Source organism: Longinema margulisiae (genome assembly GCF_025266855.1).
In the GTDB taxonomy this organism is placed as follows: Bacteria; Spirochaetota; Brevinematia; order Brevinematales; family Thermospiraceae; genus Thermospira.
This window is the reverse complement of sequence record NZ_CP053071.1, coordinates 514,403-531,260: the sequence shown is the minus strand read 5'-3', so window position 1 is coordinate 531,260 and position 16,858 is coordinate 514,403. Positions and strand designations below refer to the sequence as shown.

Sequence of the window (16,858 nt, the reverse complement as noted above, 5' to 3'; positions counted from 1 at the left end):
GTTTCAGGGCAATAAAAAAAGGGCTACCGATGGTAGCCCTTTTTTGTTTTCGAAGTTATTAGCGAGCGTATTCAATGATACGGGTTTCCCGGATGAGGGTAATCTTGATCTGTCCGGGATACTTCATCTCGCTTTCGATCTTTTTGGCTATATCCCGTGCCATGATAGCGGCTTTCTGGTCGTCCACCTTGTCGCTGGCCACAAATACCCGCACCTCTCGTCCGGCCTGGATAGCGTAGGCTTTTTCTACCCCTTCAAAGGAGGTAGCGGCTGCTTCTAACGACTGGAGACGTTTGATGTAGTTTTCAAACGACTCACGTCGAGCACCAGGACGGGAAGCCGAAATGGCGTCCGCAGCGCTCACAATGGCAGCGGTGAGGTATTTCACCTCCACTTCTCCGTGGTGGGCGGCGATGGCATTGACAACCTCATCGGGTAGACCATATTTGCTGGCTACATCGGCTCCTACGGTCGCATGCACTCCTTCGCCAAGGGTTTTGATACCCTTGCCGATATCATGAAGAAGCCCGGCCATTTTGGCATACTCGACATTGGCACGCAGTTCTCCAGCAATCATACCGGCAATATTGGCCACCTCAATGGCATGGTCATAGACATTCTGCCCATAACTGGTACGGTATTTGAGCCGGCCAATGTAGGGATAAAGTTCACGGGGAAGCACAATCTTGAGATCGATGCAGGCCTGCTTACCCGCATCAACCATGTTTTGTTCCATGTCTTTGGTGATCTTCTGGATAACCTCTTCGATCCTTGCCGGGTGGATGCGGCCATCCTGCATGAGCTGCTCAAGAGCTCGTTTGGCCACTTCACGCCGATAAGGGTCAAAAGAAGAGATAACCACAACCTCTGGTGTATCATCAATAATCAGATCAACACCCGCGATCGCTTCAAACGATCGAATATTTCTTCCCTCTCTTCCGATGATACGACCCTTCATTTCATCGTTTGGCAAGGTGATGGTAGAGATAGCTTTTTCGGCGGTCACTTCTGCAGCGTTGCGCTGGATAGCCGAGAGGATAATCTCTCTGGCGCGACTTTCAGCCTGGTCTTTGGCTTCATCCTCCATCTTTTTGATCATGGAGATGGAGTCCTTTTTCGCCTCTTCCAGCATTTCATCGATCAGCATCTGTTTGGCCTGTTCGGCCGTCATCTGGGCAATTCTTTCCAGTTCTTTCAGATGCTTTTCGTGGGCTGCTTGCAGTTCCTCAGCCTTTTGCTTGAGAAGTCGTCTCTCCTGCTCAAGTTCCTGTTCCTTCTTGTCCAGCGTTTCCATGCGCTTGTCAAGAAGGTCCTCTTTTTGCATGAGCCGGCGCTGATTTTGCTGTAGCTCCGCACTCCTGTCTCGAAACTCCTTCTCCAGCTGCCGCCGTTCTTCCAGAAGCTTGTCTTTTGCTTCCAGAAGCATCTCTCGCTTTTTTGTCTCGGCTTCCCGCACGGCTGCCTCAAGAATCTGGCTCACCTTCTTCTCGGCGGATTTCAGATCAAACTGTGCCCACAGCCATCGCAGGAAAAAACCAACACCTATACCAATAAGAGAGGGGATAAGCCAACTGAGTATCTTTGTGAGCATAGTATCCCCTTGTCTCTTTTTTTGGTTCTATAAATTGTACATGAAAAATAAATAATTGTCAATATATTGAGAAAAGAAAAATTTCAGAAGTTAGGGTCATTGCCTGGAGAGGCAATGACCCATGCTTTTTGTCTCAAAAATGAAGATAGAAGGCCACTCCACCCATGACCACAGGGCTTGCGGTGAGTTTTACGGGGCTACCTTCTTTGAGGGGGGTCTCAAGTTGCCATTTTCCCTCGACGAAGAAAACGAAGTTATCGGAGAAGTTGATATCCATGCCAACAATGGGGGCAACAGCAAAGGCCGTGGGTTCCATCTTTGCTGGCTGGAAGAGAAGCATTTCAAGGGAAAGACCACCGTAGGGGGAGAAAAGAGAAACAGGAAGTCTGAAATAGAGTTTGGGCTTCACTGAGGCACAGAGAATAGTGAGAGTTTGGTCCTGTGGGAAATTTTTGTAAAACACGACGTCAAGGCCTGCATAGCCCCATTCCCACTTTTCAAAGCCCTGCCTGTAAGAAGGACCACCACCGAGAACGTGGGTGCTTGCCCCCTGTTCTGAGACGGCGATATTCCCACCTGCGGCTTTGATACCTAAACTCAAGAAGGCGGTATTTTTCACTGTGATTTTTTTCGAGAGGACAATAGCCCCTGTCTCTACATTGACCAGTTTGAGGGTGAAGATGATTCTCTCTTTGCTCACATCAAGGCTTCCAAAGAAAAAACCCTGCACCCCAATGAGTTTTCCTGCCTGGATCATCTGACCTGTGTCCACGAGGCCAGTAAGGGAGAGTTTTTGCTCCTCGAGGAGAGCCTTGAGACCTTTGCGGTCGATCACCTGAAATTTTCCTGTCTCAACAAGGACGGAAGTGAGTTGATCTTGAAAAGCGTTGATGTCCACACTTTTGTCATTACATTCAATCGCATAGACGGACACCCGCTTCATATCTCCATCGAGAGCAGCGATGCTTTCGGGAACTTTTTCTAAGATTCTGGCAATCATTGTCTCCCTGGGAGATCCGTACACAGACGACAAAAGACAAACCATAGAAATAAGCAGGAAAATGTTTTTCTTCATAGTGCCCTCCTTAAATTGCACTTTCTATAGAGAAGTATAAAGAATGATGGAGGAAAAAGCCAGTTTTTTCAGAAATTTGACATAAAGATTTTTATCTCTTACAATAAGCTCATAATTTCTCTGATTTTTGTAGTACTGGTAATTTTTATTGTGGGGGAAATAAAAAATGAAACTATATCAAGGGTTATTTCTTTTTTGGACTATCTTTTCTTTTTGTTTTGGTAGTTTTCGGATGTTGGAAGTGGTTTTCCAGGGCGAAGGGTTGGTTTTTCAAAAAGCAGCGGGAGGGGTAGGAGGCATAGGAATTCAAGTACCTCTTGGTGAAGAAAATCTGTGGTTATCCAGGTTTCGGATGGGATTGTTGGGTGAGGGGGGATGGATAACAGGAGAGGGATCATTTGTTTCCCTTTTTTCGATGGGAGTGCCGATTTCTTATACTTTTTTTACTTCTTCACCGGTGAATCTTGGGGTGGTTTTCACTCCTTTAGTATCCTGGTTCTGGGTGAGTCGTTATGAGATAGAGACAAGAGAGGTGGTGCTTCTGGGGGAGGTGATTTCCTCTACAGTCACGAACATGGAACAAATTTCTTCTTTTTCTTTGGGAATAAAGGGCGGATTGATGGTGGAATGGAAAGTAAACCCAGGATGGGTATTGGTATCTACAATTGGTTACCATTATCGTCATAGTGATTTGTGGGGACCATCTCTTTCTATGGGAATAGTCAGAAAATTCAATTTTTCTCAAGTGATTACTCCGGAAGTAAGTAAAAATGAAGAAAATGTTATTGAAGATCAACAACTGGAAGAAAAGTTTACCAATTTTTCTCAGACAGTTTTTGATAAGGAAAAGAATATTCTTATCTTGACAAATATTGGATATGCAGTGAATCAGTATGCCATTCCGGAAGAATGTTTTCCAATTCTTGAAGAAATCTATGCTTTTTTAGTTCAAAACACAAACTATTCTCTTGTCGTTTCTGGTCATACCGATGATGTGGGAAATGAGAGATATAATTTTGAACTTTCAGAAAAACGAGCTAAAGCCATCGCAGAGTTTTTCATAGAAAAGGGCATTGATCCACGAAGGATAAAGTGGAAAGGATATGGAAAATCTCGTCCACGTGTAGAGGGTAAAGATGAAATCTCTCGAGCTCAGAATAGGCGAGTGGAAATAGAATTTGTGAAGGAGAATATTTATGAATGAAGTGACACACAAATATGCCCAGGTCAATCTCAAGTATTCGAGGCGATCTCATGTATTGATTCAAAAGATGCTGAGAGAGCATTTAAAGGAGGAAATGATTGTTTTGGATGTAGGTTGTGCAGATGGTATGGTTGGAAAGTTAGTGGATTCGCGTTTTCATAAAAATATCATTGGACTGGAATATGATCCCCTTTTAGCCCAGGAGGCGGAAAAAGTATATAAGAAAGTCTATAAATATGATCTTGATATACTTCCCCTTCCTTTTGAATCAGGAAGTATGGATATTATTGTGGCGGCTGATGTGATAGAACATTGCAAACGCGACAAGGAAGTAACCAGAGAACTCTATCGTATTCTTAAACCAGGCGGAATCTGCATTGTCTCTCTACCAAACATTGCTCAATTTCCTTTCCGGTTTCAGTTATTGTTTGGGAATTTTAACTACGAACCGACAGGCGTACTCTGTGAGGATCACCTTCATTTTTATACGCTAAAAACCATGAGAAAACTTTTGAGGGAAGCTGGTTTTTCTATCGAGAAAGAAGAGGGGAGTGGAACACTTTATTCTTTTCTGCCGGTATGGAAAACTTTTTTGGCTCCCCAGATTGTTTTTCTCTGTTCAAAAAGAGAATAAATGAGGGAGGAGGGTGCCATGAAAAAATGGAAAGGACTTGTTCTCTTGTTGGGTTTAATTTCAGCGTGTAGTGTGGGTATAGAACCGAAACAAAAGGTTAAAGAGGAGATATTTTCACTGGCAATATCCTATGGAGTGACTAAGGATGTGTGGCCCTCCTTTAATAGCTTCTACAATGTAACGAATGTAATTGTGAGTACCATTGAGGATGGCACTCTTTTCTGGAAGACCAATGAGGGATTGTGGTTTCCTGTGGAGGGTTCCCTTTTTGTGTTCTCTATGGAAACGAATGCCCTTGTTTTGAAAATAGGTATCAAGAAGGGGGATGCCTTTTTTCAAACAAGAACGAATATGCTTTTTCCATCCTTACCATTTGCTTCTTCACTGGTGTATGAAGGCACATGGTCTATTTCTGGTCAGCAAGTGAGGGGAATTCTCTATCAGGATGGGAAAATATACTGCGTATTAGATAACACGATTCGTGTCTATTCTACAAATGGAATACTCCTAACCAACTTTGGCACTGGAAGTTTTATGCATTATATTACTTTTGTTGATGGAAGGTTTTATGTTACTGATTATTCTCAGAATAGGGTTTTTGTTTATAGTACTAATTACACTCTTCTTTTTCAGTGGGGTGGTTATGGAAGTGGAAATGGATTTTTTGATCGGTGTTCAGGAATAACCACAGATACCACAAATATTTATGTGGTTGACCAGGGGAACAAAAGGATCAGTGTTTTTACGACAAATGGAAATTTCCTCTACAATATTTCAACAGCACCAGCAGAAGCAAGAAATGTTCGTGTGGAGGGGGGGAGGATATATGCTTCTCTTTTTTCTTCCCCTCACATCAGGGTATATACGCCTTCTGGTACTTTAGTAACTTCATGGGATCATCCAACGATGGTAGGTTCAGATATTGCTCTTGTGACCAATGGAAAGGTATATATTGTAGATTGGGCAAATTCGACAACAAGTGCAGATCATATATATGTGTATACCACTAATGGGGTTCTTCTTTACGTAACTAATATGGATAGTAATGATATTTTACGAGATCCTCATAATCTATGTTTCGATGCTTATGGACGACTCTATCTTTCTGAATTGGGTCGGGTGAGGGTTTTTCGGTCGGAATAGGGCAATCACAAGGGGGCTTAAGAGCCTCCTTTCTATTTGCATTATTTTCTCTCATCTTCTATAATAAATAAAGGGGGCGGGGGAAAAGAGAAGGAGGAAGGTATGTTTCGAAAGGCTTTTCTTTTTTCTTGTGTGGTTTTAGTGAGCGGGTGTCTTTCTTCATCCCCGACAAAAAGTGAAGGGACGGCACCTGTGGTGGATGGTCAGGCGCTTGAGTATCAACTGGTGCAGAAGGGTGAGGTGCAGGTTTCAGGGCTTTATTTGGTTGGCCAAGGTGGGACCTATGACTATGCTCTCCAGTATGAATCTCCTGCAGAGGGTGTGGCTATGCTTTTTACCGTGACGAGTGACCAGACAAAGATGGTACGTCGTATTGTTCTGCCTGCAGGAAAGGGAGTTCTCAAATTCAATGCCAATTCTGACTGGGTGGAAAATGCAGAAATGTTGAAGTTAGAACTTTCTCTCAAGGGTTCTACGAAGAAGACGGTGATCACTTTTGAAGGCCGGTAAGGAAAAGAGGGGGTAACCATGCTACTCAATCTTCTTCTCCGTGATGTGCTTGGACGGGAGGCTTTTGAGACAACCTACAAAGAGTGTGCCATGAAGGAGGTTGTTTCTATTGAAAATGATTCCAGGCGGGTTACCCCTGAAACGCTTTTTGTGGCGGCTTCTGGGTATATTGAGGATGCTCATCCCTATATTCCCGATGCGTATGAGAGGGGATGTCGGTTGTTTCTGGTAGAAGAGAGCCGCCGTGAGGAGTGGAGCAAGTGTTATCCTGAGGCGCTTTTTATCGGTATTCCTGATATCAGACGAAACTTGGGACGAATTGCGGCTCGTTTTTATGATTATCCTTCTCGCAAGATGGTGGTGTGTGGGATTACCGGGACATCGGGAAAGAGTACCACGGCCTTTGTGACGTATATGGCTCTTCGAAAGATGGGATTGTCGGCTGGGCTTATTGGAACTATTGAGTATCGGATCAATGATGAGGTTTACCCTGCTCCCAATACCACGCCGGATGCGCTTATGCTTCAGCGTTTTTTTGCTCAGATGGTAGAGAAACGGGTGGAATATGTGGTAATGGAGGTGTCTTCTCATGCTTTGGCTTTAGGAAGGCTTGAGGGGATTGATTTTGATGTGATGTGCTTCACCAATTTTTCACAGGATCATCTGGATTTTCATGGAAACATGGATGAGTATTTTCGAGCAAAGCTTTCTTCGATTGATATGCTCAATCGTTCTATCAAGCCAAAGAAGATTTTTATCTACAATCAGGATATGGAAAGGGCTCTTGATGTGCTGAAGTATGCGTTAAATTTTCCGGAGATGCAACTGTACTCGATTTCTACCAAGGATGAACAGGCGGATTTCTTTGCCCATCAGATTGAACTTGCTCCATCGGGGAGTCGTTTCGTGGTGAAGGAGATTCCTGTGGAGATACGGATGATGGGAATGACCAATGTGTACAACTTCACCATGGCTTTTGCTATTTTGGCCCAGTGGCGACTTCACCTTCGGGTAATTGCTCAGTCGTTTTCTGATATTACGGTGAGGGGGAGGGTAGAGCCTGTTTCTGGTGGAGGGATCACGGCGGTGATAGATTACGCTCACAAGCCTGATGCCCTTGAGAAGGTTTTGACCACACTTCGGGAAACTCTCCCTGAAGGCGGAAGGCTGATCAGTGTGTTTGGGGCTGGGGGAGACAGGGACAGGACAAAAAGGCCCCTTATGGGAGAAATCTCGGGCAGGCTTGCTGATTATACGGTACTCACGTCGGATAATCCCAGGACGGAGGATCCCCTTGCGATCCTTTCGGATATTGAAAGGGGCATCAGGGGGGTGACGAAACACTATGAGGTGGAACCGGATAGAAAGAAGGCCATCTTTCGGGCGCTTGATTTAGCCAGACCGGGAGATATTGTACTCATTGCGGGAAAGGGGCATGAGGATTATCAAATCATTGGCAAGGAAAAGCATCACTTCAGTGATAGAGAGGTGGTGGAATCGTGGTTTTCTACTCACGGGATATCATGGGTGTGAGGGAAAGATGAGAAAGTGGTTTGTAGGGCTGATGCTTTTTTCATGGCCACTGTGGGCTATTGTGGGGATTCCACCGGTAGGGGATATTGCTCCCGGGGAGAAACAGATCTTAGTGGGAGTGAATGAGTTTTTGTATGTGGATCAATTTTCGGCCTGGGATGTTGAAGAAGTGGGATTTCGGTATGGGGTGACGGAACGTCTGGCCGTAGGGGTTCGTTCCTGGAGGCTTGGGCTTTTGGGAGGGATTTCCTACTGTTTCATAGGGGATAGAAATAACTGGTTTCGACTGGGGGGCTTTGTGGAAGGGGGATATGGCTACCATCCAGAGAAGAAGAACTGGGTATCCACCTATGAACCGGCTTTAGTGTTTGATGTTTCTCTTGCCAAGCCGGTGAGGGTGTATCTCTCCACTGGATGGCGAAAGTTTTCCTCTGAGGAGTATCTTCGGTGGAGAGTGAGTACTGGACTCTGGATCAGGTGGAGAAGTGTGGTGTTTGTTCCGGAAGTGTCGGTTGTTCGATTCGCGCAGTTTGATCCATCACTTCCCCCGTTTTATCTGAATCCGGCCTTTTCCTGTGGGGTTTCGTTTTAGGGGTGAGGTATGTCTGATTATCCTCGGGAGGGGTGGTCTCCTCGACAGTCTCAATCTCTTCTCTCAAGGCTTTCGGCGTATGAGAGGGCTTTTTTTGTGGTGAGAAGGGCAAGGGGGCCTTTTCTCTATGATATCGATAACTATAAGTATGTGGATTTTTTTCTTCAGGGGGGAGAGGTACTGCTGGGGTATAAACCAGAGGCCTTTCAGAGGGTGAAAAATGATCTTAACCGGGTGTTTTATGGGAAAGACCTTTCTTTAGCTCATTATCGTCTTGAGAAACGGGTGTGGGAATGGCTGGAAAAAACTGGCGTGAGGGTGAAGGCTTTTCGTTTTTTTGATAGTGTTGGAGAGGCGTTTTTGTTTCTTCAGGAGTGGGTGGGGTTTACTACCTGGGAGAATCGCACCTGGAGTGTCAGGCTTCCTTCAGGGCAACAAAGGGGGGAAGTGGTTTTTTTTGAAGCCCTTGACGCGAACCTTGAGTCGGGCTTTTCTTCTTTGTCGGGTATGCCCATCTTGGTGGAGAATGGGTGTTTTTGTCGTTTGTCTGAGGGGCTTTCGCTTTCTGAGGGTTGGGAGATTGTCCTTTTGGGTGGTGTGGTGGGGAATGGAGCAGGGGGAGCGATGGTGATTTCTCGTACACGGGAGATGCCCCTTCTTTCTCCCATACGGGTGGTGACGGCTGTGACCATCCAGAGAACGTTTGAAACCCTTCTTGAGAGAGAGGGGATCTCGTGGCCTTCTTTGCCTTCGTGGATTTCTCAGAAGGGAGGGATGTTTCTTCTTCCCTCGTATATGAAGCCTGAGGCTCTTCTTGCCTCGGGAGTGGTCAGTCGGCGGGTGGGATTTTTCTCCTTTGCCCATGGGGAGGCCGAGGTGAGACGACTTGTGCGGGCTATTCAGGGCCAGAGAGAACCTTCGGTGTAGGTTATCGTCCCTTCTCGTGGCTGAGCCTCTATCCAGGCGATGGTCTCCCTGAGAAGAGAAGAAAAGGACTCAGGGGAAAACCAGTGTATGGCGCGGTTTTTTCGAAACCAGGTGAGCTGGCGCTTGGCATAGCGGCGGGTTTCCTGCTGGATGGTAGCGATCATGGTATCCCTGTCATAGAGACCATCGAGATATTCTCCCACCTGCTTGTAACCAAGGGACTGAAGTCCATAGGCATCTTTTCCCCACTGGCGGCGGAGGTGGATGGTCTCATCAATGAGTCCCATGGCTATCATATGCAGAACCCTTTCGTTGATACGGTTATAAAGCGTTTCTCTTGGCCAGTCCGGGGCAAGGATGTGCCAGGTGACATCAAGGCGTTTGTTTCTTTTCTGGAGAGAGGAGAGTTTTTCTCCCGTGAGGTCGAATACCTCAAGGACACGGACAAGCCTTCGTCGATCCTTGGTCTCGTTCTGGCTGAACCATTCTGGATCAGTATTCTCTACTCTCTGACGCAGTTCTTCAAGGGAAAGGCTCTGGTAAAAAAGTCGTTTTTCCTGGTTGGCAGGGGGACCTTCAAAGAGACCATAAAAGAGGGCATTGAAATAAAGCCCTGTTCCTCCTACCACAATGGGGATTTTGCCTCGTTTCCAGATGTCCTGTATAGCGATTTCGGCCACCTGTTTGTAAAGGCCAGCACTCACACGGATAACAGGGTCATAGAGGTCAATACAGTGATGAGGAATCTGACTTCGCCAGGTTTGCGGGGGTTTGGCTGAACCTATGTCAAGTCCCCGATACACCTGAACAGAATCACACGAAATAATCTCCCCGTCTATCTGACGGGCAAGTTCAAAGGCTATCTCACTTTTGCCTGAAGCTGTGGGACCGACAATAGCAAGGACAAATGGTTTTGACACTATTTCTCGTCTTTGGAAGCGTTTGGATCAAACTCGTAGGTGAAGGCACCGTTCAAGAAGTCATTGATGGCCACCACGGTCACCTTTTCTTTTCTGTGCTTGGAAACGGGGATCTCAAGGGAGTTTTCGTTTTTCTGAGCAAGATACTTGGCGTACTTCATCATGGCCACACAGGCCTCGTATTTGTTGCCATCAAAGGCTAAAAGCTTCTTTATATCAATACCCATATCTCCTCCTTGGCGCCAGGATAAGGGATACTATTATACCTTATTTTGAAGGGTTTGTCAAATTTTTTGGGGAGAAAACTTGCAAGTGAAGCTTCTTCTGGTTATAATAAACGATGAAGGAGAGTCTATGGCAAAACCTATTCTTCTCGTGGATGGAAGTGGGCTGGTCTATCGTTCTTTTTTTGCCTTTATTCGTAATCCTCTGATCAACAAAAAAAACCAGAACGTTTCGGCGTTATATGGGACTCTCAGGATGCTTTTGCAGGCGTGGAAACTTCATCAGCCTGAGGGGATGATTGTGGCCTTTGATGTCTCCAGAAAGACCTTTCGTTCTGAACTCTATCCTGAATACAAAGCCCAGCGTCAGCAGACCCCTCCTGATCTCAAAGCCCAGATTCCCTGGGTGATTGAGGTTCTGGAAGCCTTAGGGATAAGGGTCATTGAAGAGGAAAACTATGAGGCGGATGATATTCTCGCCACGCTGGCAGAAAAATACCGCCAAACCCACCAGGTATATCTTGTTTCCTCTGATAAGGATCTTCTCCAGTTAGTGGGGGATAGGATCTATGCCCTTCGTCCTCAAAAGGGGATAGAGGGGATACACCTTGTGGATAGGGTGAAGGTTCTTGAAGAGGTGGGGGTATATCCAGAACAGATACCGGATTATTTGGCCATTGTGGGAGATACCTCGGATAACATCCCTGGGGTCAAGGGCATAGGAGAGAAGGGGGCTGTGGAGCTTCTCAGACGCTTTGGGACGCTGGAGGCGATCTATGAGAATTTAGATCAGCTGACCCCGGCTATGCGAACCAAACTTGAAGCCAGTCGAAAGGAGGCTTTTCTCTCCAAGACATTAGCCACGGTAAAGAGAGACGTTCCTTTGAAGGAGGATTTTCTCGCCCTTTCTTCTCTTCGTTTGACCCAGGAGGCTGAAAGGCTCCTTGTGGAATATCAACTTCCTTCTCTTCTCACAGAACTCAAGGGGGAGGACGCTTCCTCTCTCTTTGTTTCTTCCCGGTTGACAGGCACCTATACAGCGATAACCACTCGAGAGGGACTGGATACACTGGTTCAGAAAATCAAGAGCAAAAAAGAGGTGTCTCTCGATATAGAAACCACCTCCCTTGATCCCTACACAGCAAAAATTGCCACCATCGCCTTTTGTCTTGAGGAGGGAGAGGCTTTTGTGGTGCCTGGGGCTTATGCCATGGGTCAACCGTGGGACGAGACGGAGATACTCGCCTTTTTGAAGCCTCTTCTTGAGGATGCTTCTCTTGCCAAGATCGGGCAGAATCTCAAGTTTGAGTATGAGATGTTCTGGCACAAGGGGATAGAACTACGGGGTATAGCCTTTGATACCATGATGGCCGCCTATCTTCTCTCTTCTACTCGAACCCACTTCAACCTTGAAAGCCTCTCTCGGGAGTATCTCGGGATGGAGAAGATGGAGTATGCTGATCTTTTTGAAACGAAGGGAGAGGATATTCTTCAGGTTACCCCGGAGAGGCTTGTTTTTTATGCGGGAAGTGATGTGGATGCGGCTCTGAGACTCTACCGGATTTTGAAACCAGAGATAGAGAAAAATGGCCTTTCTCATGTGTTGTATGATATCGAGATTCCTCTTATTCCTGTTCTGGCCAAAATGGAGTATCAGGGGATACGGGTGGATAGAGAACACTTTGAAGCTCTCTCTAAGCTCTTTCGTGAGAAGATGAGTGAACTTGAAAAGACCATCTATCACTTAGCCGGGCATTCCTTTAATATTCAATCCTCCCAGCAACTCTCAAAGGTGCTTTTTGAGGAACTCGGGCTTCCCCCTGTCAAAAAAACCGAAAAGGGAAAACTCTCTACCGATGAAGAGGTGTTGACGGCCCTATCTCAAGTTCATCCTCTGCCAGCGGCCATTGTGGAGTATCGTACCTTTGCCAAGTTGCTTTCTACCTATGTTGAAGCTCTGCCTGAACTGGTGAATCCGGTAACGGGTCGGGTACATACCCATTTCAATCAGACCATTACAGCCACAGGGAGGCTATCCTCAAGCGATCCCAATCTGCAGAATATTCCCGTGAGGGATGAGTGGGGCAGGGCTATCAGACAGGCTTTTGTCCCCCAAAAGGACTGGCTTCTTCTCAGTGCGGACTATTCCCAGGTGGAACTGCGGATCTTAGCTCATTTCTCCGGGGATGAGGCGATGATGGAAGCCTTCCACCGGGAGCAGGATGTGCATACCCATACGGCGGCACTGCTTTTTGGGTGTGATGAAGCTTCGGTGACAGAAGAGATGAGACGCAAAGCAAAGTCGGTGAACTTTGGGATTATCTACGGGCTTCAGGCGTACGGGCTTTCTCAGCAACTTGGTATCTCGGTGAGTGAGGCAAGACAGTTTATTGAGTCGTATTTTGCCTCTTTTCCGAAGGTGAAGGATTTCATTGAGAGTACGCTTGAGGAGGCTTATCAGACGGGGATGGTGAGAACCATTTCCGGGCGTTTTCGAAGGTTTCCCGAGCTCAAGGGGAGAAAGCGAAACCCCAAGGGGGGGCTGGACGCTTCTGAGCGTATGGCCATCAATAGCAAAATCCAGGGAAGTGCCGCCGATCTCATCAAGATTGCCATGATTCGGGTGGATAATGCCCTTGTGAGAGACAGACTTCAGGCAAGGCTTCTTCTCCAGATTCATGATGAACTGGTGTTTGAGTTCCCTGAAAAGGAAAAGGAGGCGCTTGTATCCCTTGTGAAAAACGAGATGGAGAATGCCCTTTCTCTTCGTGTGCCTCTCAAGGTGGATATAGGTATCGGGAAAAACTGGAGTGAGGCAAAATCATGAGCGAGCGGGATTCATCAGCCTGGTGGGTTTTCATAGGAGGGGTGATCAGGTGGTTAGTGATTCTCCATGTGCTTTTTTTAGGGGTGGTGTTTTTTCTTCTTGTGGTGGTGCGTTTTGTGAACCCTCCGATAACGGGAATTATGCTCTATCGGCAGTGGGTGAGCCGGCAACGGGTGTATCCTATGGTGTATCTTCCTCTCAAGGAGATACCGGGGGATATCAGAACGATGGTGATCGCCCTCGAGGATGATGGGTTTTATCGTCATCATGGGGTGGAATGGGAGGCCATGAAACGGGCATTTGAGCGAAATATGAAGCTTCGCAAGCCCTTTTATGGGGGGAGTACCATCACCCAGCAGCTTGCCAGAACTCTTTTTCTCTGGCCAGGGAAGAGCTATCTTCGCAAGTATCTTGAGCTTCTCATTGCCCTTGAGATGGAGGTGGTGCTTCCAAAAAAGCGCATCCTTGAACTCTATCTCAATACAGCCGAATGGGGACCGGGTGTCTTTGGTATTCAGCAGGGGAGTTTTTATCACTATCGGGCGCCAGTATGGATGCTTTCCAGAGACCAGAAGATGCGGCTTCTTGTGATTCTCTCAAGCCCTGTAAAGTATGGGCCGTATGATTTTGGGCATCTCAAGATCCTCTACCAGCGGTATGCCTATCTCAAGGCGGTGTTTGGAGAGGATTGACAGGGGAAAGAGAAGAAGGTATAATGATAGAGGAAAAAGGGGGATAATAAGGGACACAAGGTATGCGAAAAGCTGATGAGGAAAGAGGAACCAGAATGGCGAAAGAAGACATCTTGGCCTTTGTCAAGAAGGTGATCAACGAAGAAATAGAAAAAGCGGGATATAGGGTGGTGGACCTTATTCTTTTTGGTTCTCGTGCAAGAGGAGAAGAGACACCGGATAGCGATTGGGATTTTTATGTTTTCATTGATAGGGATATAGAATTTCCCGTGAAGAGAAAACTCGTGGCTTCCATAACCACTCGTTTGAGCAAAAACAAGATCCCAGCGGATATTCTCATTCAGCCGGCAAGCGTTATCAAGGAAAGGCAGAATGATCCAGGGTATCTTGCCTATTATGTCCTGAGGGAAGGTCAGCATATATGAGAAAAGAAACTATAGAAAAATGGATCATAAAAGCCGAGAGCGACCTCAAGATAGGAAAAGATGAGATGATGACAGAGAATCCAGCCACAGGCCGGTGGTTTCAGAAATGGAGTTTGACTTTCACAGATTTCAAGGCGGTGTTTGGAGAGGGAGATTAACAGGCGTGAGGTTTTGTGGTATACTCTCAAGGAGGAGAAGCAAAAGAGGAAAAAAGATTGTCAGATGAGAGGTTGTGGGAGATTATAAAGAGTTTCAGAGTGCAGAGTTAGACAAAATAAAAAGTTTATTAGTTTCAGGAGATGGGAATTGAAACAAGAAGAATTTGAATTTCTCTTACAGCAGGGTGAAGGATTGAGGCTTGAGTTTAAGGAAAGTTTTGATGCAAAAAATATTGCAAAAGAAATGGTCGCTTTTGCCAATACGGAAGGGGGGAGAATCTTCATTGGTGTTACCGATGAGGGAGAAGTAAAGGGTATTCCTATTTCCAATAAGCTCAAAGCAGAGATTATGGATGTGAGACCCTTGCACGGGTGTTTTCTTCCCCTCTCTGGGTCAGGGGCTATGCCCCTGAAACCCCGTTTTTTCTGTTTACAAGGGCCGGTTTGTCTTTTTTATTCAAAAAAATTGGTTTATTTATTACAGCACGGAATATTTTGATACTAATTTTTGTTTCTTTATTACTTTTTTGAGACCTTCGCACATTCGTGCAAAGGTCTCATATTTCTGAAGACGGAGTAAAATATCATCTGAAAATCTTAAAAGAAAAAAATAAAATCAAACGCATCGGTCCAGACAAAGGCGGACACTGGGAGGTAGAGGAAAGATGAGTTTTGAGTTTTACGAAGAAACCAACTTCCGGCAAACCGACCTCGGACCACTGCCACAGGATTGGCAGGTGGTGAGGCTGGGGAATATAGAGGAAATTCTGACAGGCGGGGATGCTCTCCATCAGGAGGAAGACGAAGTTTCTGGAAAGGATGATGTCTTTTGACCTAAAACCCCACTTCCACCACAAAAGAGACGGTGCCTTTCTCCCACTCTGAGAGGGCCTGGGTGTACTCCGTGGTGAGGGAGAACCTGCCAACAGCGAGGCCCACTCTCACGAGAGAGAGGGTATTCTCTGGGCTGAAGGCGGAAGAGGTTTGGTTCCACGCTGTCTCTGTGCCTGCGTACACAGACACAAAGGAAACGTTTCCCCCTGTAGTTATTCCCATTTGAAGTTTCCACTCTTCTTTAGAGTTTTTGAGATTCCATGTCCCACAAATCAAGTCTTCTGTTCCTATGGTGCCCCCGATACTCCAGGCGATGGTTTCGTTAGTTGCTTGGGCTACTCTAGCGCTAGAGAAAGCTCTCAGGTAACGACTAGCACTATCAAAATACCACGGGATATACCCAGCCTCTCCCCTTCCTATGGAGAAGTCCAGTGAGGCTATCCTCTGATGACCAAAGGAAAGCCCTCCCATGATCCCCGTCTTTTCGTTGAGGCCTGAAATCTCTCCAAAGAGGGCAAGAGACCAGGGTTTTGTATCAATAACGGGCACCCGAGTAGAAAGCCCGTACCCTGTAAGATAGGCCACCTCTCCATTGGTTGTCTGAAACTCTCCAGGGAAAAAGAGAGAACGACTATCCCGCTCATTGAGCACAAATCCCTTGATCACAAACGATTCCATTGGGCCTTCCGTGCCCCAGAAGGGTCTGATGAAGGCTTCGATGGCCCAGAGGTCTGGATCGGCTGGTCTATCTACAAACCCACGAACTCCCACATCCCCAAAGTTTATCTGGGCAAGGAGGATGTTTTCTGAGTACCGACTTCGGTGATAATGACGAATGTTTCTCTCAAAGAGAAATCCTTCGCCTAAGGAGAGTTCTTTTTCTCCGTAGTGGGCGAAGAAAAACTCTGTTTCTCTTCCTATGGAGAACGTGTCCAAAAGAGCAAGCCAGCCGTCTAACGTCTTCCACTGGTTGTCTATGAGACCATTGGTGTTCCATACGAGGGGCAGAAGAAGGTTGATGTTCCCGAGATCATTGGAATATCCTCCTTTGACGAGAAGCCCTTGTCTATCATAAGCAAAAAGACCACCTATACCTATGGAAAAGCCAAGAACAGGGGGCGTCTGTTTGTTGGTTGATTCTGGTTGAGGAGGAGTGGTGCCCTGCATGCTTCCTCGAACGGCCGCTACAGCTACTTCATTTTTGATTTCAATGAGAGGACGCTTTTTTCTGAAAAGCCCGGCAAGCCCCTGTTTGGGTTTTTGTGCCTGAAAGAGGCTTTCCACAGAAACCGTCGTCTTGCCTATCAGCCGGATAACCACCCCATCACTTCTGAGAAGTTCAGCGCTATCAGAGGCAGAACTCAGCCTGAGAAACCCTTTTTCAGGAACGGTGTCATCAACATCGAGGGGCTTCCATGGACCAAATTCTATGGTGGCATACTCCAATTTGCCGATATAGGAGAGTACCTTGAGAGAAAGTTCACTCCCAAACACAAAAGAGAAAGTAGCGAAGAGAAAAACACATACTTTCGGCCATTGTTTCATAGGGGCCTCCTGTTTTTTCTAAAA

Annotated in this window: 18 protein-coding genes; 13 read left to right on the top strand and 5 right to left on the bottom strand. The window is 46.4% G+C overall.

The features are described from left to right. Positions 1–58 precede the first annotated feature (58 nt). Positions 59–1,591 (bottom strand): ribonuclease Y, encoded by a 1,533-nt coding sequence (gene rny / locus BREVNS_RS02490; protein ID WP_483427482.1) that lies wholly within the window; start codon positions 1,589–1,591, stop codon positions 59–61. A 133-nt stretch (positions 1,592–1,724) separates the two neighbouring features. Beyond that, a complete protein-coding gene (locus BREVNS_RS02485; protein WP_483427481.1) occupies positions 1,725–2,666 on the bottom strand; it encodes a CsgG/HfaB family protein in 942 nt (313 codons plus the stop codon). A gap of 232 nt (positions 2,667–2,898) precedes the next feature. On the opposite strand from BREVNS_RS02485, the gene BREVNS_RS02480 reads away from it, so the two are divergent. The 7 genes from BREVNS_RS02480 to BREVNS_RS02450 all read left to right on the top strand — a co-directional run bounded on the left by BREVNS_RS02480 (position 2,899) and on the right by BREVNS_RS02450 (position 9,209). Further along, positions 2,899–3,870 carry an OmpA family protein gene (locus BREVNS_RS02480; RefSeq protein ID WP_483427480.1) on the top strand — a complete coding sequence of 324 codons (972 nt, stop codon included), beginning with the start codon at positions 2,899–2,901 and terminating at the stop codon, positions 3,868–3,870. Further along, positions 3,863–4,504, top strand: coding sequence for a class I SAM-dependent methyltransferase (locus BREVNS_RS02475; RefSeq protein ID WP_483427479.1), 642 nt, complete (start codon positions 3,863–3,865; stop codon positions 4,502–4,504). Before BREVNS_RS02480 ends, BREVNS_RS02475 begins: the two co-directional genes overlap by 8 nt. Before the next feature lie 18 nt (positions 4,505–4,522). After that, positions 4,523–5,647, top strand: coding sequence for an NHL repeat-containing protein (locus BREVNS_RS02470; RefSeq protein ID WP_483427478.1), 1,125 nt, complete (start codon positions 4,523–4,525; stop codon positions 5,645–5,647). 102 nt (positions 5,648–5,749) lie between these two features. Beyond that, entirely contained in the window at positions 5,750–6,157 is a 408-nt protein-coding gene (locus BREVNS_RS02465; protein ID WP_483427477.1) for a hypothetical protein, read from the top strand. 18 nt (positions 6,158–6,175) lie between these two features. Beyond that, entirely contained in the window at positions 6,176–7,690 is a 1,515-nt protein-coding gene (locus BREVNS_RS02460) for a UDP-N-acetylmuramoyl-L-alanyl-D-glutamate--2,6-diaminopimelate ligase (protein ID WP_483427476.1), read from the top strand. 7 nt (positions 7,691–7,697) lie between these two features. Further along, positions 7,698–8,282: a hypothetical protein gene (locus tag BREVNS_RS02455; protein ID WP_483427475.1), complete on the top strand. Its 585-nt coding sequence runs from the start codon at positions 7,698–7,700 to the stop codon at positions 8,280–8,282. A 9-nt stretch (positions 8,283–8,291) separates the two neighbouring features. After that, complete coding sequence (locus BREVNS_RS02450; RefSeq protein ID WP_483427474.1) at positions 8,292–9,209, top strand: hypothetical protein; 918 nt, start codon at positions 8,292–8,294, stop codon at positions 9,207–9,209. Here BREVNS_RS02450 and miaA read toward each other — a convergent pair. Both miaA and BREVNS_RS02440 read right to left on the bottom strand, forming a co-directional pair. Further along, positions 9,182–10,129: a tRNA (adenosine(37)-N6)-dimethylallyltransferase MiaA gene (gene miaA / locus BREVNS_RS02445; protein ID WP_483427473.1), complete on the bottom strand. Its 948-nt coding sequence runs from the start codon at positions 10,127–10,129 to the stop codon at positions 9,182–9,184. The two genes, BREVNS_RS02450 and miaA, sit on opposite strands and share 28 nt — an antisense overlap. Further along, entirely contained in the window at positions 10,129–10,356 is a 228-nt protein-coding gene (locus BREVNS_RS02440) for a hypothetical protein (RefSeq protein ID WP_483427472.1), read from the bottom strand. Before BREVNS_RS02440 ends, miaA begins: the two co-directional genes overlap by 1 nt. Positions 10,357–10,483: 127 nt before the next feature. On the opposite strand from BREVNS_RS02440, the gene polA reads away from it, so the two are divergent. The 6 genes from polA to BREVNS_RS02410 all read left to right on the top strand — a co-directional run bounded on the left by polA (position 10,484) and on the right by BREVNS_RS02410 (position 15,288). Then, entirely contained in the window at positions 10,484–13,180 is a 2,697-nt protein-coding gene (polA, locus tag BREVNS_RS02435) for a DNA polymerase I (RefSeq protein ID WP_483427471.1), read from the top strand. Next, on the top strand, positions 13,177–13,872 hold the full coding sequence (locus BREVNS_RS02430) for a transglycosylase domain-containing protein (RefSeq protein WP_483427470.1): 696 nt from the start codon (positions 13,177–13,179) through the stop codon (positions 13,870–13,872). Before polA ends, BREVNS_RS02430 begins: the two co-directional genes overlap by 4 nt. Before the next feature lie 95 nt (positions 13,873–13,967). Continuing rightward, a complete protein-coding gene (locus BREVNS_RS02425; RefSeq protein ID WP_483427469.1) occupies positions 13,968–14,297 on the top strand; it encodes a nucleotidyltransferase family protein in 330 nt (109 codons plus the stop codon). After that, a complete protein-coding gene (locus BREVNS_RS02420; RefSeq protein ID WP_483427468.1) occupies positions 14,294–14,455 on the top strand; it encodes a hypothetical protein in 162 nt (53 codons plus the stop codon). Before BREVNS_RS02425 ends, BREVNS_RS02420 begins: the two co-directional genes overlap by 4 nt. 148 nt (positions 14,456–14,603) lie before the next feature. After that, positions 14,604–14,954 (top strand): AlbA family DNA-binding domain-containing protein, encoded by a 351-nt coding sequence (locus BREVNS_RS02415; RefSeq protein ID WP_483427467.1) that lies wholly within the window; start codon positions 14,604–14,606, stop codon positions 14,952–14,954. Between the two features lie 166 nt (positions 14,955–15,120). Continuing rightward, positions 15,121–15,288, top strand: coding sequence for a hypothetical protein (locus tag BREVNS_RS02410; RefSeq protein WP_483427466.1), 168 nt, complete (start codon positions 15,121–15,123; stop codon positions 15,286–15,288). A 1-nt stretch (position 15,289) separates the two neighbouring features. On the opposite strand, the gene BREVNS_RS02405 is transcribed toward BREVNS_RS02410, so the two are convergent. Continuing rightward, entirely contained in the window at positions 15,290–16,834 is a 1,545-nt protein-coding gene (locus BREVNS_RS02405; RefSeq protein ID WP_483427465.1) for a FecR family protein, read from the bottom strand. Positions 16,835–16,858 lie beyond the last annotated feature (24 nt).

Coding starts and splice junctions, on each gene's coding strand:
- rny (WP_483427482.1), bottom strand. CDS start 1,591: ATGCTCACAAAGATACTCAGTTGGCTTATCCCCTCTCTTATTGGTATA.
- BREVNS_RS02485 (WP_483427481.1), bottom strand. CDS start 2,666: ATGAAGAAAAACATTTTCCTGCTTATTTCTATGGTTTGTCTTTTGTCG.
- BREVNS_RS02480 (WP_483427480.1), top strand. CDS start 2,899: ATGTTGGAAGTGGTTTTCCAGGGCGAAGGGTTGGTTTTTCAAAAAGCA.
- BREVNS_RS02475 (WP_483427479.1), top strand. CDS start 3,863: ATGAATGAAGTGACACACAAATATGCCCAGGTCAATCTCAAGTATTCG.
- BREVNS_RS02470 (WP_483427478.1), top strand. CDS start 4,523: ATGAAAAAATGGAAAGGACTTGTTCTCTTGTTGGGTTTAATTTCAGCG.
- BREVNS_RS02465 (WP_483427477.1), top strand. CDS start 5,750: ATGTTTCGAAAGGCTTTTCTTTTTTCTTGTGTGGTTTTAGTGAGCGGG.
- BREVNS_RS02460 (WP_483427476.1), top strand. CDS start 6,176: ATGCTACTCAATCTTCTTCTCCGTGATGTGCTTGGACGGGAGGCTTTT.
- BREVNS_RS02455 (WP_483427475.1), top strand. CDS start 7,698: ATGAGAAAGTGGTTTGTAGGGCTGATGCTTTTTTCATGGCCACTGTGG.
- BREVNS_RS02450 (WP_483427474.1), top strand. CDS start 8,292: ATGTCTGATTATCCTCGGGAGGGGTGGTCTCCTCGACAGTCTCAATCT.
- BREVNS_RS02440 (WP_483427472.1), bottom strand. CDS start 10,356: ATGGGTATTGATATAAAGAAGCTTTTAGCCTTTGATGGCAACAAATAC.
- polA (WP_483427471.1), top strand. CDS start 10,484: ATGGCAAAACCTATTCTTCTCGTGGATGGAAGTGGGCTGGTCTATCGT.
- BREVNS_RS02430 (WP_483427470.1), top strand. CDS start 13,177: ATGAGCGAGCGGGATTCATCAGCCTGGTGGGTTTTCATAGGAGGGGTG.
- BREVNS_RS02425 (WP_483427469.1), top strand. CDS start 13,968: ATGGCGAAAGAAGACATCTTGGCCTTTGTCAAGAAGGTGATCAACGAA.
- BREVNS_RS02420 (WP_483427468.1), top strand. CDS start 14,294: ATGAGAAAAGAAACTATAGAAAAATGGATCATAAAAGCCGAGAGCGAC.
- BREVNS_RS02410 (WP_483427466.1), top strand. CDS start 15,121: ATGAGTTTTGAGTTTTACGAAGAAACCAACTTCCGGCAAACCGACCTC.
- BREVNS_RS02405 (WP_483427465.1), bottom strand. CDS start 16,834: ATGAAACAATGGCCGAAAGTATGTGTTTTTCTCTTCGCTACTTTCTCT.